Raw genomic sequence first — 15173 nt, 5'->3', positions numbered from 1 at the left:
GTTCATGTTAAAACTGTGGCCAAAGAGAGTAGTTTGGCAAGACTGCTTAAACAATACAAGGATGAATTTCACCCTTTGACTAAGCCGATGGGGCAATGGCAAAAGCCGATCAATTAAGTCAATCTGTTTATAGATACTATTAACCTGTCCCTACTTCCTTAATTTGAGAAATAAATTGTTACGAAAGATTTCAAGTATTACTTATTCATTTAGGTACTTTTATGAAAAAACTGATTAAAGGTTTGCGCGAATTCAAAAGTAGTTATTTTTCTGCTAATGAAGAACTGTTTGAACAACTTTCTCATGGTCAAAAGCCCAGAGTACTATTTATTACTTGTTCAGATTCGCGTATCGATCCAAACTTGATTACACAAGCCGGGTTGGGGGAATTGTTTGTTATCCGCAATGCAGGCAACATCATTCCACCATTTGGTGCGACTAATGGCGGTGAAGGGGCAACAATTGAATATGCTATTCAAGCATTAGATATTCAACAAATTATTGTTTGTGGACACTCGCATTGTGGTGCTATGAAAGGGTTAATGAAGTTAGACAGCTTGCGGGTAGAAATGCCGCTTGTACATGACTGGCTCAAGTATGCAGAGGCAACCCGACGGCTGGTAAAAGACAATTATAGCCACTATGAAGGGGAAGAACTCTTAGAAATAATTATTGCCGAGAATGTACTCACCCAAATCGAAAATTTACGGACTTATCCGGTGATTCACTCTAAGCTCCACCAAGGGCAACTCAATATTTATGCTTGGATTTATCAAATCGAGACAGGAGAAATTTTGGCATACGATCCACAAAAGCACGCCTATGTCTTGCCCCAAAATCAGCTTCTCCCATCGGAGATAGATGAGACGTTAATTAGCCCACCTTTAACTAGCAATGTGGAGATACATTTCACTAAAACTCAACAACGAGCATATCAATCGTCTCAGAAACTCCCTATTTCCACAAATGAATGGTTTCCAATGACAGTGCTTTCTCCAGAGCAAATGGAGCGAATTTATCGAGGCTCGAATACAAAGTAAAAATGTAGAGTATGGAAAATCCGGCGTTGCTGAATCAAGGGATGATTATGACCCATTTGGAACGAACTTCAATGCTTTCAACCTCAAATTTATCCCCCATTTATGCAACGCACATTCTCAAAATGGTGTCTTTACATTTAGGTGAATAGTTTCATTTAACTGCGGATGCTCGAAGCGAAGTTCCCTAGCGTGGAGATGTAATCGGCTAGTAACTACACAGCATCCATAAAGGCGATCGCCTAAAATAGTTGCCCCAAGTCCTCGTCTATCAGCCGCATGAACCCTCAGTTGATGGGTGCGTCCTGTTAGCGGCGTAAATTCTACGCGGGTGTAGTCTCCTTCCCTCGCCATTACTTGGAAGTGTGTCAAGCTCGGTTTGCCGTGTTGCCAATCAACTTTTTGATAAGGGCGATTTTCAGGATCTCCCCACAATGGCAAGTCAACCACACCTTGGTCAACTGTCACAGTACCGGAAAGCAGGGCTTCATAAACTTTGTGAACTTGGCGTTGCTGAAACTGCTGGCTGAGTTGCTGATGGGTTTGGCGATCGCGTGCCAATAACAAAATACCAGAAGTTTCTTGATCTAGCCGATGCACAGATGTAAGTGCCATGCCATCAGCTAACAGATGACGTAAGCGACTCAAGACACTATCTTGGCGATCGCGGTAACGACCAGGCACCGAAAGTAGCCCAGCAGGTTTGTTGACAGCAATCAGCCATTCATCTTCATAAATAATTGGTAAAGTGACTTCTCCCCCAACCCCTCCCAGGGCAGGGGGTTTAGGTTTCAAGCCTGAGAGCAAAAAGCCCATCAATGGCTGACATCGCTCGGCACATGCTCCGTAAAACTCTCCCTGGATTTTATCCTGATTTACGGAAGACGCACCCCACCAAAATTCTGCCATTGCCAGTGGTTTGAGATTATGTGTTGCGGCATAATGAAGCAACTTTGGGGCACAACAGTCTCCTGTACCAGTGGGGGAGCCTTCTGGCATCAATTGCTGTAATGATAGCGATCGCCCAGAAAAATTAGTCAGGCTATAGGTAGCGTGCATCTGAGCTTGGAGTTGACGGGATAGTTCTTTACGCTGTTGTTTCAGTTCGCTAATTCGCGCATCCGTCGCTGCAATTAACTGCTTGAGGGGCTGTAATACCGCATTTTGCTGGCGTTTAAGTTGTCGTCGCTCAATTCCCTGCTGACGACTCTCTTCGTCGAGTTGTTCAAGGGCAATAGTGAGTGCTTCTGGAGTGAGTGTATTGCAGATTTGCTGACGTTTTTCCTGTCGTTGATGTTTACAATAGCGATGGCGATCGCTCATTACTTGCAACTGTTGCTCAAATTCCTCAGACAGGGTTTCATACTGCTGGCGTTCCGTTAGTTGCTTTAGGTTAAGAATTTCCTGCTTAATCGCGTCCAACTGTGCCAAAGTGCGGGCTTCTTCTAAAGCAACTTCGTCTCTTCCTGGAATTGGCGGCACCCATCCCTTAACCACACTACAACCATTCAAAAGACCGGAGAAGGCTTTGAGTACCCTTTGTTCGCCATTAAGCAGTTCGACTAATAGTATTCCATACATCTTGCCTTCACGAGAAGAACAGTCATTTTTGGCAAGTTGTTGCATTAAACCGTGAGCGATCGCTTCGGACGTTGAGGTGCGGGGTAATCTTAAGTGATGTCTACGACGGGCTACGCCTACGCCACTTTGGAGACAACGCCCTTCGTACCAATAACTACAAGATGAGTCACTGACAGCCAAATCGTAGTCAATGAAATCTGAAAGTGCGTGCAGAACTACCATACAAAGTATGCTTGCAAATCTAGCTAATTTTAATATGTGAAATTGCTGTTTTTGAGTAACTCAACACCTTGCAGAACGCGGCAGCATAAATTTCTCACCTTCTGCTGCAAATTTACCACGAACCATCAGCACAGTTTCATCAAATACATGGGTGAATGCTTGCACATCTTTGACATCAAGAAGTTCTGGACTAAAGTAAATCACTACTTCTTCAATGGGTTGAGGTATTTTAGCAAGAATATTGTTTAAAGAGCATATCTGCGTTGTAACTAAATCGAAAAGATGAAGTCGGTTATCTTCTATCTCCATGCAGGCGATTAAATCTAAATCTTCTGCATAGTATAAAGGACGACTTCCTTCATTGACGCAGAACACAGCTTTTTCCTTGACTACACCAACTATATTAGAGACAGGTGCGCGTGTTTCCAAAAGTCTGTGTAACAATGTGTAATCTTTGGTCACTGTAAAATCCAGTGTTCTAAAGCTATCAGTGCTACCTGTGGAGTTACACTTAACTTTGAAGATGTGTTCTTCGACTACACGAAAGCCAAAAGGTAAGTAAAACTCTGGTTGTGGTGTCGACAGTACCAGGGTTTCGTAAAAACTATCGCAATATTCCAACACTTCTCCCATTACTTCACGGTAATACCCTCTCCTGCGAAATTCTGCACGGGTAGCTACTCCATGAACTCCGCCGACAGTGAGTCTTTGTCCCATAATTTGCATGGGAATTTCTAACACTCCCACATGGGTAATAGCTATATCATCATGAAAGCGCATAAACGGAGTTGAAGCTGTTTCCCAGGATGCACCTAGTTTTCTTGCACATTCTGCTAAACTGCTGAGTCCGGGAAATGTGACTTCCATCAAGTCAAAAAGCTTATCGCTTAAGCTGGGATCATCAGAGAATGACTGTTTAAAACGATACTGGCTCATAGTTCAAGTATTACTATTAATTCAGTAATGAATACAAAATCAATTCCAGCGAATCCAGAAAAAGGGAGGTTATATCATGTTCGGTAAAAGACTTATCATTAAGACCGCAGGGGGCAGGGAGAAAGAGAGTTTTAAGATTTTTGCATAGATGCCCTGAATAATAACTAATTAAGCTGACATGATATTACACTAAAGTGTTTACTACAAACTCTCTAGAATTTAGCCAGGAGGAATTGATGAATCGCTCTCTGGTGGATTATCTTGTTCTGGTGGAAGCAGTTGTTCAAACGAGTTATCTTCTGTAGATATAGAGTCCGGCTCTTTTTTCATGCCATGCTGTTCTTGCCCTCTAAGTCCAAGATATGTTGCCGCACTGATTCCTTGAAGTGTAAGAAGTGTTTCATCAAATTCCGGCATTGCCAGATTTTTAATGATTTCCCAAACAAAGAATAGTCCAATCGCAACTGTCCAAATAAATGTTTGGAACCGATGAAAGTTGACTCCATTAATATCTGATAATATATCGTAGAAAAAACCTTCAGAAATCCGTTGACTACCTTTTCGCTTTTTCTCATTACCTTGTCCATCAATTAACGAACTACCAAAAGCAGTTATAGAATTGATGCCCAATAATATTAGTGATTGTTCAGTCAAAATATTGGTATAATCTCCTGTTATGCCGTAGATAATCAGGTAAGAACCAAAAATTAGAAATGTCCAAAAAGCAAGTTGAGATATTGATAGACTGAATGGGTTTCTGTTTAATTTTTTTCTACCAAGGAAAAATCGAGCAATTGGGGTTTTCCGATATTCGTTTTCAAGATCAACTTTTTCTGCGATCAATAGTTCCTGTCCACCAATCACCTCTTTTTTTGAGCAAACCCCTTCTATCCCAGGGCTACGAAGAGTGTTTCGGCAATATCTAACAAATATTAATACAATAGCCACAAGTAGAAGCAGACATAGCCAAAATCGCCACGAAAACAGAACTATTTTTAATTGAGGAGGTGATAAAGGATTGCTCACCGGAATCGCTAGTTTCTTGGGACAGCCTACTCCCGCTATCACGTTAATACTGTATCTGCTTGCTCTACCAAGAAGCGCATTCCATGCAGTTTGAGATGAGTCGGTACGTTCAAGCCGAAAGGCTAACCAATTATCATCAACAATTTTCTTTTGATCTTTACCTGGAACCATGACGATGACTGGTTCTCCGTGGACATCCTCTAGTTCATAACCATCTAGGTACAACACTAATTGTCGAGGATCAAATGAATTGGCGTTAGCCGTTGCATTTCTGGTCGCTGCTGATAATCCTTCAACTCTTACCCTGATGCGATCGCCCATTTTAACTTGGTTACGACCATTGTCGGCAATGACTTGTTGAGTTTTGAGACCAGGAGGTACTGAACATACCTGAGGCGATGCAAAATTTACAGAAGGGCCATCTGAACTATCTTGAGCCATTACTGCAAAGTTGATAGAAACAATCAACAGAAAAATCAACAGAAAAATACCAGTAAATCTTTTAGCATTTCTATACATCGCTCGGTATTCCACCAACATTGATTACTATGTCGGTAGTGTAACCATACTTGAGCCATTACGTATATTAAAAAACTTGTCTGAAAAAAATACCTCCACGCCTACGCTTTTGTCTTTATTGTCTGATTGTAAGGCAGCAGTAATGCAGCAAGAGGAAGTATTTATTGTTGCTAGTGTATAGGCAATACTTTTGGGTTAAGGGGGAAATCGAAGTCGTTGGTCATTAGTAATTGGCACTAATGACAAATGACGAAATCGGCGAGCAGCTATCCCTTCACGGGTTGTCTGGGATCGCTGCTCGCCGACTTTCGTTGAATTTACCCCTTCTACAAGGAATATGTAATATGTTGCCAAATTTAAATTGTCAATGTAAAACCCTTGAATGTCGCATCCAGAATGTTATTACCTAGAAGCTTAAGTTGAATTCCTCCAATGACTACCGTCATAACAGCCTCAGATACTTCGCGTTCTTCAACTTGATTGTCAAGTTGCAAATCAGTAATTGCGATCCTAGACATATTTTTTTGCTTAATATTTTCTAAATTCCAGCAAAATTTTCGTCTAATTAGCTAACAAGCTCATCATCCAAAAGTTATAGATTCTAATGTTTACAAGTTTTTTAAAAAGACATTACTGTAATTCAAATATCTTTCTTTTGTAACTTTTAGAGGATGAAGATTTGAGGATTAAAAATATCGTGAAAAATCATTGTTTAGTAGGGGCACGGCATGCCGTGCCCCTACGGGTGTACTGCGGAATGAAGGCGTATCTTCAGCAATTATCGGTGCCAAGCGTCTGGAACAAATTTTTGAATTATTTTTGTCAAAGTTTCAGAGGAAGGCTAATTTGAAAGGTGGAGCCTTGACCTAGAATACTATTTACAGTAATTTGCCCTTCATATCGTTGCACAATTTGTTGAGCGATCGCAAGTCCAAGTCCAAAGCCGCCTGTTTGCCGAGATCGGACAGTATCTACACGATAAAAACGATCAAATATATGTGGCAAATCGCTGGACGGAATACCAATCCCGTTGTCTTGTACCTGAATTACCGCGTAGTGAGACTGGGTAAAAAGATGTAATTGTACCTTACCATCTGCTGGTGTGTACTTGAAGGCATTAGTCAGTAAATTAATTACAGCTTGTTTGAGCAAATTAGCATCGGCTTTTAACATGATGGGATGCTCTGGAAGGTGAGCATCGAAATTGAGATTTTGAGCAGGAGCTTGGGTGGCGAACTCCTGAGCAAGCGATCGCAATATCTCACACAAATCAACGGGTTTTAATACGATTTCCGCAAGGGAGCCATTATGACGCGATAGGAAAAGCAGATCATTGATCAGCGTACTCATGGACTTCGCAGTTTGGACGATGTTTTGCAACCGCAATCTTTGCTCCACGGGGTCTTCGGGGGGCATCAGGGCAACTTGGGCATTGCTCAATACTGTAGCAACGGGTGCACGTAATTCATGAGAAGCATCGGCTGTAAATTGCTGCAATTGCTGATAAGCACGGAGGCTGGGTCGCATTGCCAATGCACCTAAAAACCAACCTGTAATGCCAATTACACCAAAGGTCACGGGAACCCCGAAAGTTAAAAACAAGCGAGCTTGGTTCAGTCCAACGCGTAGAGAGTTCATTGGAGCCGCTGTTTGGAAATAGCCAATCAGCACCTTACCTTCCAAAACAGGAAGTGTAACTTGGCGAACCCATGTTGTTGTACTAGATGACTCTGAGCCTATTGGTGTTTCTAATGTTTGAAATCCAGGTTCTGCGGTCAACTGTTTGCCACCCGATGAACCGATAAATTGCAAAAGTTGTTTATTAGAGTTATACCACCGGACGTACATTAGCCCGCCATTCAACGATACACCGCTTTCTACAGGAGTCTGGCCGCGCTGATTTTGCCATTGACTTTGATAAAGCGAGTATTGGGTTTTGGCAGCAAAGGTTTTACTTTGCGAAAAGAGTTCGTCGTCAAAAACCCGCAACTGTTCTTCTACACTCAGACAATAACCCACCCCTGCAAAAGCGAACAAAATTCCACCCATTGACAGGGCAAACCAGTGAGCAAGATTACGACGGCTATGATCAAACATTAGTCATTAGTCATTGGTCATTAGTCATTGGTAATTGGGCATAGGTTATTCTCTTTGTCCCCTTGTCCCCTTGTCCCCTTGTCCCCCTCATCTCCCCCTGCTCCCCTGCCCCTCCTGCCCCTGCCTCCTAACGGCTTAGAAAGGCGGATTTATTCGATAGCCCATCCGATGCACTGTTTCTATCCAATCTTTGACACCAATGGTTTGTAGGCGCTGGCGCAAGCGGCGAACTAAGGTAGTGACTGCGTTACTTTCTGGTTCCTCTCCGTAGCTCCAAAGGGCTTGCTCAATCTGGTTATGAGATAATACTTGGCGGGGATGACGCATTAAATACTCCATCAATTGAAACTCCCGGCTAGAAAGTTGAGTTGTCAATGAACCAAGTTCCAGCGTCAAACTGGATAAATGAAGTTGCAAATCGCCCAAGCTAAGTATATCTCCTTGCCACATAGGCGATCGCCTTCCTAGTGCCCGGACTCGTGCCAATAACTCCAGAACATCTACAGGCTTTACTAAGTAATCATCGGCTCCAGCATCTAAACCCATTACTTTATCTAAAACCGTGTCTTTCGCCGTCAGCATCAATACAGGAGTCAGCTTACCTGCTCGTCGATATACTTGACACAATTCTACGCCACTAACTTTAGGCAACATCCAATCTAGAATCAGCAAGTCATAGTCTTTGCGAAAGGCAAACCATTGTGCGGTTTCCCCATCTGCGATCGCATCAACTGTATGCCCCACCTTCAATAAGGCTGCCCGCAGTGGCTCTAACTGCGATGTGTCATCTTCGACTAGTAAGATCAACATCCTATTTGCTCAGGTTGCCGTAATTTTTCCTTGCTAATTTTAGATTAAGGTAAAAGGATGACGCAAAAGTGACGGGAAACACTCAACCTGATACCTTCCATGCAGCAACTTCAACTTTTTCAAGCGTTGCGATCGTTAGGCTTTGTGTTTTGGTTGTCCTTGCCGTTGATTGGGTTAGTTTTTTGGCTGGGAAGCGGCTTTGTTGGAGATCGGATTTTAAGTCACTCCAATCTCACCAAAAAATATCTGATAGCAGATACCCAATCGGCACGACAGATTATGAAAAGGATAGTAGCAATCAAGGTGGAAATTCTCCCCGAAGAAGGAATTTCACGGGTGAACGTTAAAACCAACAACTCAGTTCTCACAAGGATAGTATTTGAATTTCCAATAACAGATATAAGCCAACTTGAAACCGCTCTTAGTCAAGAGTTAGGTTTACCGCGCGATCGAGTTAAAGAACTAATAGTTGAATCCAATGCATTATTGTAGAGACGGCGATTTATCGCGTCTTTGTGATGATTTATCGCGTCTTTATGATAATTTATCGCGTTTTTGATTTATACAAGAGGTCTAATGACCAATGACTATCCTTGACATTTCTTTGTCATATTTATCCAATAAACTACAGAAAAGGTAACGTAAATTTACTTTTATCTAAAATAATTGACTGTTGATAGCGAACATTGGACTATTCATTGTTCACTTTCAACGGTTAATAGTTAGTACTTAACCCTCAGTAGCCCACCGTTAATCGCTATGGATACTTCTGAAACTGAAGTTTCAAAGGTTGAAACCCAATCAGATAGTTCTGTGCCTTCTGAGTTAGCACCGACTCGTTCGGGTAAACCTTGGTTCTGGAGATTGCTGATTCTATTTCTGGCAACCGGTGGCATTATCCTATGGCGGATGTTCGCTCCTGGTGGCGCACCACGCTCCTCTGTTGCACAGGAACAAGGGCCACCTCCAAAGCCAATTGAAACGATCGCCTTGGCAACTGGAAGTGCTACAAGAAGTGTCCAGTTGTTGGGACAAGTAGAAGCAACTCAGCAGTCAACAATCCGCGCTCAAACTAGTGGAATTGTCAAGCAAATTTCAGTGCAACCAGGCGATCGCGTGAAAGTAGGAATGGCGATCGCTTTACTGGATGATACCGATCAGCAATTGGCAATTAGCCAAGCACGAGCGCAACTCGCACAACAACGGAGCAATCTAGCCCGCTTGGAAGTTGGCACTCGTCCTGAAATCATTGCTCAACGGCAAGCGGCTGTCACATCTGCAAAGGCGCGAGAACTGGAAGCACAGGATAATCTGAAACGAACTAGCGATCTTGTTAAAGAGGGTGCTTTATCTCAAAGATTGTTAGTGGAAGCCCAAGCACAATTGAATAACATTCAAGGAGAACGGTTAGAAGCCGAGGCAGAACTGGCCGAAGCTAAAGCTGGGCCAATTCAAGAAGAAATCGCCGCCCAACGAGCAAATGTAGAAGCAGCTAAAGCCACCTTAGCTCAAGCAGAATTAGCACAGCAGCGCACGCGAATTCTGGCATCGGAATCAGGAATAGTGCAGACTCGCCATATCAGCAATGGTGATTTAGTCCAAAGTTCGGGTCAAATTGTCACCTTGGTAGCAGGCGATCGCTTCGATATTTTCCTAGAGTTACCAGAAGAACTCAGTGGTAAAGTTACCCCAGGGATGACAATCGATCTCACAACTCGCGCCCTACCTCAATGGAAACAACGCGCCACCATCACTGCTGTAGTCCCTTCTGCTGATACTGCCTCTCGTCGCCAGATGGTGCGTGTCCAAATTAACAAACCCCCCTCAGGATTAATACCAGGAATGGCGATCGCAGGCAACTTAAATATGCCCTCGAATCGCTCCAGCTTTGTGGTATCACGAGATGCATTAACCAGAAGACAAAACGAGTGGCTAGTTTTTGCAGTTGCAGATGGCAAAGCTAAACAAATTCCAGTCGAGATGGTTTCTGACATGGGTAAAAATGTCGCAATTTATCATCCCACTTTACGCACCGGTCAACGCATTGTGCTACGTGGCGGTGATGGATTGCAAGATGGTGCACCTGTAAAGATAGTTGATCCAACTTAAAACATAACCCGATGTGCGACTTATTCTTGAAACCCCTCTCCAAACCTCTCCCCGAAACGGAGAGAGGCTTTGATTCTTGCTCCCCTTCCCTTGTAGGGAAGGGGTTGGGGGTTAGGTCTGAGAGAAAGTCGCACACGGCGTAACATAGGTTGCACCACGCTTCCATAGACTTCTTGCAGAAGTTGGTTAAAGAGAAAGAATCATCTCTTTCTCCTTTAGCCTTTCCTTCTTCAAAATACTGGAAACCCAGTTTAAATATAATTTTCTGAATTACGAATTACGAATTACGAACTACGAATTACGAATTACCAATTAATATGAACTTTATTGAAACCGCTGTTCGTTGGCGACATGGAACTTTTGTTTTGTTTTGCTTGCTGGCAATGTTTGGGGTGTTCTCATTACTAAAGTTACCCCTAGAATTGCAACCAGGAGGCGATCGCCCGGAAATTACTATTACAACTACATATCCTGGCGCAGGGCCAACAGAAGTAGAAGACCTAATTACCCGCCCCATCGAAGAACAGATGGAAGAGGTGCTAGGCGTCCAAGAAATTAGCAGTACTTCTCGTGCTGGACGCAGCAGCATTACCTTGGAATTTGCTCAAGATGCCAACGCCAGAGAAAGGATGGTAGATGTTCTGAACCGCTTGCAGCAGGTGGGAAGTTTGCCCCCAGAAGCGCAGGAATCGAATGTAGAACTGGTAGGTGGTAACAGTTCGCCGATGATGTGGATTCCGTTTGATACCAAAGAAGGATTTAAACCGGATGCAGACCGTTATCGAGACTTAGCAGAAGAAGTAGTAATTCCGCGCTTACGACGAGTCCAGGGAACTGGACAATTTTTGTTAGTGGGTGGACAAGAACGAGAAGTTGAGGTGAAGGTTGATCCGAAAGCATTAAGCGATCGCAATCTCGCAATTGGCGATGTAGTGCGAATCCTTCAAGAAAATAACCGCGATATTCGGGGTGGGCCATTAATTCTCGGACGACGGGAATACCGAGTCCGCACAATCAGCCGATCGCAAGATTTATCACAAATTGAAGGCTTTGTGTTGCGACGCGACCAATCGGGCACAGTTTACTTGCGGGATGTAGCAACAGTCCAGATGGGACGCAAACCCCAAGATGGTGCGTTGGTGTTCAATGGCAAACCTGGAGCAGCAATTGGTGTAATTCGGCAAATTGGGGCGAATGTGCCAGAGGTGGCTAAAGGCATCCGCGCGGAAATTGCGGCACTTCAAACTGAGTTTGATCAGCAAAACCAAGGTATTCGCTTTGTTTACAACTATGACGAAAGTGAGTATATCAATCAATCGGTAACGTTCGTTCGAGAGAACTTGGTCAGTGGAGCATTACTAGCAACTATCGTCTTAGTTCTATTCCTTGGCTCAATGCGAACTGTTGCTGTAATTGCAATTACCATTCCTATCGGTACAATTATTGTGTTCATTGTTATGTCTGCATTGGGACGCACATTGAACATCATCAGTCTAGCAGGACTAGCATTTTCTGTGGGTATGGTTGTAGATAACTCGATCGTTGTGATTGAGAATGTCTTCACCCACATGCAGCAAGGTAAAAGTGCCATGCGGGCGGCTATTGAAGGTACTCAGGAAGTTTGGGGCGCAATGCTTGGTTCCACGTTAACCAACGTAGTGGTATTTATACCCTTGTTAATGGTGACGGGTGAAGCGGGGCAACTCTACGCCGATATGGCGATCGCACTTTCTGCCTCTTCTCTATTCTCCCTGTTTGCGGCATTAACTTTAGTCCCAATGCTATCGGGATTGTTCCTCAAACAATCGGAAGCCATGCAAATGATGCAGGGTGGTGAATATCGGGGCGGCAATTGGTTTGAACGGATGGTGGCCAAAACCTCTGCGGTGTTTCGTCATTTCCAAACCAAACTGGAAAACTTTCTCGCCGCTACAGTTAGTTGGTCACTGGGACGTAAGCGGATTGGTCGCAGGTTAATTGTGCTGTCGATTCCGATTGTTTTACTCGTTACTAGTATTTTTCTCTTACCACCTGCGGATTATCTACCCGAAGGAAATCGGAACTTAGTTGTATTGCGGGCGGAACCGTTACCAGGAACCAGTATACCCGAAGCGATTCGACAATCTGAACCTGTGCAAAAATTTCTGCGATCGCAACCAGAAGTTGAGCGCATCATGTATGTTGACCGTCCAGGCGCACTGCGCGGTATTGCAACTATCTTAAAACCAGAATTTGCCACCACTACAGGACTCACTGAGATGGTGGATCGGTTACGCGCCCAAAGCAGCAACTTTGCTGGATACCGCTTTGTCATCCCGACGCGGATTTCTATCTTCCGCGATCCGGGTAAAGAATTTGAAGTGGATATTGTTGGGGCTGATTTAAATCAGATTGGTGACTTAGAAAAGCAAATTACCGGAAAATTGCGATCGCTTGCAGGAGTGCAGAATGTGCGCTCAAACTTTGTCTTGGGTGCAGGGGAATTACAAGTAATTCCTAACCGCGAACGCATCGCGGAGGTAGGACTTTCGGAAGCAGAAATTGGTTCAATGGTAGAAGCAGCATTGGGCGGTCGAGTTGTTTCCAATTACATTGATGGCAAAGAAGAATTAGATGTCTCAGTGGAACTGCAAAATACTGCTGTGGAAACGCCAGAACAACTGCGCCAATTGCCTCTATATGCACAAGGACGACAAGTGCAACTGGGCGATATCGCCGAAGTCCGTGAAACAACGGGAGCCGATGCCATTAACCACGTCAATTTAGAGCGCTCCATTAGCCTTACAGTTTCCCTTGCACCAGATGCCCCCCTTGCTACCCTGGTAGAACGTACCGAAGAAGAAATTCTGACTCCTCTGCGTGCAAGTTTACCAACAGGCTATCGGCTAGAACTGGCGGGTTCAGCAGATCAGTTAGCTACAACTGTTGGTCAATTAGCTGCTGCATTTGCATTTTCGATTTTGATTACTTACTTGTTATTGGTGGCGTTGTATCGCTCATTCCTTTACCCAGTAGTGATTATGGCAACAGTGCCGATGGGTATGAGTGGCGCACTATTGAGTCTAGTAATTGCCAACATGATTCCGGGAATGAATGTGGCATTAGATATGATTACAGCTTTGGGATTTGTGATCCTTACAGGTGTGGTTGTGAACAACGCCATTTTGCTAGTCGATCGCGCCTTGCAACTCCAGCAAGCAGGTGAGGATTTTGATGCATCCTTATATAATGCAACAAGCGATCGCCTCCGGGCCATTTTCATGTCTGCTGGAACTAGCGTTTTGGGGATGTTACCGCTAGCAGTTCTACCAGGACAAGGTTCAGAGTTATATCAGGGGTTAGGTATCGTCTTAACAGGTGGTCTAGCTTTTTCTACGATTTTGACCCCCACCGTCGTACCCGCACTGATGGGTTTACTACATGATATCTCTGGACGTAAATCGCCGCGATCGCCATCTGCAAAAAAGCCGGACAAACTAGCTACTAACTAGGGTATTGACTTTGTGGGAAAATCGTTGAAAAAACTTCATTTTAAAGGCATTTTCCCTTAATTTCCATCTTTATAGAGAATTGGTAAGTAGCTAGGCGTAAATAAATCCAAGTTTGTAGTAAGGACTTTAGTCCTGAGAAACCTTGCTACGAGCGATGAATCGCTCACTACAAACTAGAATTTTCTTGTATCTTTAATTATGCCTACCTACTTATATAGCGGTTCCCATTCAGATGCGGTACAACATTACATCACGAGGTTTAGGGGCACGGCAATGCCGTGCCCCTACGGGTGTACGTCACGTAAACGAGAACCCCTCTCAGCAGCGTTTATTCTTTGCAAACCAGTGTAAACATTAAACCGTTCTCCGCGCAGGAATCCAATTAAGGTAATCCCGAATTCATTGGCGACAGACACCGCTAAACTACTGGGAGCGGAAACAGAACAAACAATCGGAACTCCGGCAGTTGTAGACTTTTGCAAAATCTCAAAACTAGAGCGTCCGCTCACCAAAACAATACAATTATTTAAAGGTAACTCATCACTGAACAAAGCTGAACCGATCAATTTATCCAAAGCATTGTGTCGTCCAACATCTTCCCACAGATTTAACAGTTGTCCTTGAATATTAAAGCTAGCCGCAGCGTGCAAACCCCCTGTAGCTGTGAAGATACCTTGAGCAGCCCGGAGCTTGTCTGGTAAGCTGTAGATAATCTCAGGCGTTACTGTTGGCCCAGAAGGAATCACTGGACATCCCCGCAGACGCAAAGCTTCAAGGCTAGCTTTACCACACACTCCACAGGCGCTACTAGTGTAGAAATGACGCTCTAAAGGCTGTAAATCTGGAATCAAACCATCCCGCAGTTCTACATTTACAATGTTATGGCGTTGCTCACCATCTACCGATTCATCCACACAGTAGCTGATACGTCGGATATCTTCCCTGTGGCTAACGACTCCTTCACTGTAGAGGAAACCAGCAGCTAGTTCAAAATCTGCCCCTGGTGTCCGCATGGTTACAGCTACCGTCTTTTGGAGAGGAACGAGGCGAATTTCTAAAGGTTCTTCGGTGGTGAGTTGGTCTAAACGCGATCGCACTTTACCATTTTCCACAACCCAAACTTGCGCTTTGGTTTTACTGCCAGTTTGTCTATTCATTATCTAGAAAATTTTAGGCATGAGCAATTTTTATAAATTTTCTCGCTCAATATTTAATTCTCCCAGTTTTGCTGCTAAATGATCGGCTCTTTGTTTTTCTTATTCGGCACGTTGCACCTGTTGTTGAGCAAAACGATTTGTCACCTTTAGCACCGAATTTCAAGTACTGTATTCTTTTATATAGTTCC

At 43.8% G+C, this 15173-nt stretch carries 11 protein-coding genes; 4 read left to right on the top strand and 7 right to left on the bottom strand.

Annotated features, from left to right (window positions below):
• The first annotated feature begins 221 nt into the window (after positions 1 to 221).
• The gene (locus tag H6G92_RS06685) at positions 222 to 1040 is read left to right on the top strand and encodes a carbonic anhydrase (protein ID WP_190892076.1); all 819 of its coding nucleotides are present in this window, start codon (positions 222 to 224) and stop codon (positions 1038 to 1040) included.
• Between the two features lie 117 nt (positions 1041 to 1157).
• On the opposite strand, the gene H6G92_RS06680 is transcribed toward H6G92_RS06685, so the two are convergent.
• From H6G92_RS06680 to H6G92_RS06655, 6 genes are all read right to left on the bottom strand, one after another.
• Entirely contained in the window at positions 1158 to 2840 is a 1683-nt protein-coding gene (locus H6G92_RS06680; protein WP_190892074.1) for an RluA family pseudouridine synthase, read from the bottom strand.
• 60 nt (positions 2841 to 2900) lie between these two features.
• Complete coding sequence (locus H6G92_RS06675; RefSeq protein ID WP_190892072.1) at positions 2901 to 3776, bottom strand: GNAT family N-acetyltransferase; 876 nt, start codon at positions 3774 to 3776, stop codon at positions 2901 to 2903.
• A 219-nt stretch (positions 3777 to 3995) separates the two neighbouring features.
• Complete coding sequence (locus H6G92_RS06670) at positions 3996 to 5321, bottom strand: hypothetical protein (protein ID WP_190892070.1); 1326 nt, start codon at positions 5319 to 5321, stop codon at positions 3996 to 3998.
• A gap of 356 nt (positions 5322 to 5677) precedes the next feature.
• Positions 5678 to 5839, bottom strand: a complete 162-nt coding sequence (locus H6G92_RS06665; RefSeq protein WP_190892068.1) for a hypothetical protein — start codon at positions 5837 to 5839, stop codon at positions 5678 to 5680.
• 304 nt (positions 5840 to 6143) lie between these two features.
• Positions 6144 to 7418 carry a sensor histidine kinase gene (locus tag H6G92_RS06660; protein WP_190892066.1) on the bottom strand — a complete coding sequence of 425 codons (1275 nt, stop codon included), beginning with the start codon at positions 7416 to 7418 and terminating at the stop codon, positions 6144 to 6146.
• Positions 7419 to 7553: 135 nt separating this feature from the next.
• Positions 7554 to 8228, bottom strand: coding sequence for a response regulator transcription factor (locus H6G92_RS06655; protein WP_190892064.1), 675 nt, complete (start codon positions 8226 to 8228; stop codon positions 7554 to 7556).
• 99 nt (positions 8229 to 8327) lie between these two features.
• Here H6G92_RS06655 and H6G92_RS06650 point away from each other — a divergent pair, with 99 nt between their 5' ends.
• From H6G92_RS06650 to H6G92_RS06640, 3 genes are all read left to right on the top strand, one after another.
• Entirely contained in the window at positions 8328 to 8720 is a 393-nt protein-coding gene (locus tag H6G92_RS06650; RefSeq protein WP_190892062.1) for a hypothetical protein, read from the top strand.
• A gap of 267 nt (positions 8721 to 8987) precedes the next feature.
• Positions 8988 to 10337, top strand: a complete 1350-nt coding sequence (locus H6G92_RS06645; protein ID WP_190892060.1) for an efflux RND transporter periplasmic adaptor subunit — start codon at positions 8988 to 8990, stop codon at positions 10335 to 10337.
• 317 nt (positions 10338 to 10654) lie between these two features.
• Complete coding sequence (locus H6G92_RS06640) at positions 10655 to 13828, top strand: efflux RND transporter permease subunit (protein WP_190892058.1); 3174 nt, start codon at positions 10655 to 10657, stop codon at positions 13826 to 13828.
• Positions 13829 to 14112: 284 nt separating this feature from the next.
• Here H6G92_RS06640 and fdhD read toward each other — a convergent pair whose 3' ends face one another.
• A complete protein-coding gene (fdhD, locus tag H6G92_RS06635) occupies positions 14113 to 14985 on the bottom strand; it encodes a formate dehydrogenase accessory sulfurtransferase FdhD (RefSeq protein ID WP_190892056.1) in 873 nt (290 codons plus the stop codon).
• Positions 14986 to 15173 lie beyond the last annotated feature (188 nt).

It is taken from the genome of Nostoc foliaceum FACHB-393 (assembly GCF_014698505.1).
Classification (GTDB): Bacteria; Cyanobacteriota; Cyanobacteriia; order Cyanobacteriales; family Nostocaceae; genus Nostoc; species Nostoc foliaceum_A.
Note: the sequence above shows the minus strand (reverse complement) of the source record. Positions and strands in the feature narration are given on the sequence as shown.